The organism is Flavobacterium branchiophilum NBRC 15030 = ATCC 35035, assembly GCF_002217205.1.
Classification (GTDB): domain Bacteria; phylum Bacteroidota; class Bacteroidia; order Flavobacteriales; family Flavobacteriaceae; genus Flavobacterium; species Flavobacterium branchiophilum.
This window is the reverse complement of the sequence record NZ_MUGT01000221.1, coordinates 1-1,184: the sequence shown is the minus strand read 5'-3', so window position 1 is coordinate 1,184 and position 1,184 is coordinate 1. Positions and strand designations below refer to the sequence as shown.

The window sequence follows — 1,184 nt, the reverse complement described above, 5'->3', positions numbered from 1 at the left end:
TGTAAATAACTCGAAAATAATATTTCCAACATTTACTCCATTAAACATAAACGGAATGGTTACAATATTTTCTTTGCCTCCAAATAATAATTTTTTAGCATTGTAACTTCCATCTCCATCTACTGTAATGGTTACAAGAATTGTTCCCGATGAACCAAAAGTTCCTGCTGGATAGCTAAAGCTAAAACCATTGCTATCGCCACCTTCGCCCGTACTACCCGCAACAACTGAACTTGTGTAAGCATCGTAACTTCCTGTTCCCGAAGTATAGGGCACTTTTATGGTGATTTTGTTTGAAGCATTATCTACAACACCTTGCATATCTACAAGAGGAGTTCCGTCTTTAACTGAAATTACATTCTCTGACCTTGGTAATGAAAAAGTTGCTGTACCATTTATTACATTAACAGTTTTACTACAACTCAATGATAATTTAGACCAAGTACCTTTTAAAGTACCCGTTGCAGTTGGTGTACCTGTAATTGGATAGGTTACAATAGTAGAAGCCCCACTATTAAGTGTAATAGTACCCGCTGAAATAGCAACAGGAGAAGCAGTAGGTGTGCCAACTGTTAATGCTGGGCTAGCCGTAGCAATATCTGACAATACTAAATCAGCAGAACCAATGGCAATAGTGGCTGTACTAAAGGAGTCATTAGATATTTTAACTGTATAAGTTCCAGCAATAGAGCTGTTTTTCATATAGGTACCCGTTACAAAACCATTACAAACAGCCGACACTGAAAAAGTCGGTGCAGCAACACCGCCTATACACTCCCATGCAGGTAAAGCCGTTGTTCCATTGTTTACTTGCAAACATCCCGCTCCAGAATCACAATCGGTACAATAAATTAGTAACCCGTTTGCAGGAGTTGCAATACCATCTCTGTTTGATTGTGTCATTCTAGGTGGTAAAAAACCTTTGCTCGTTGATTTCACATCCAATATTGAACTAACATCTGGATTTGTAGTCCCAATCCCTACCTGTGCTATGCCCGAAATACTAGCAGTAAAGATTAAAAAAGTTAATAATTTTTTCATGTTTTAAAATTTTAAGAATTATTTTTTTATTTTGTTTCGTTGTCCCTTACCAACAATTTTCTTTTTATCAAAGTATCCTTAATAAGGGTTAAGGATTTTATGTTTTTTATAATTTCAAATTTTATGGTTCACATAAATTTTAA

1 pseudogene is annotated in these 1,184 nt (G+C 35.7%); it reads right to left on the bottom strand.

Going from position 1 to position 1,184, the window contains the following annotated elements:
- Positions 1 to 1,041: pseudogene (locus B0A58_RS16010) on the bottom strand (hypothetical protein); the annotation flags it as partial.
- Positions 1,042 to 1,184 lie beyond the last annotated feature (143 nt).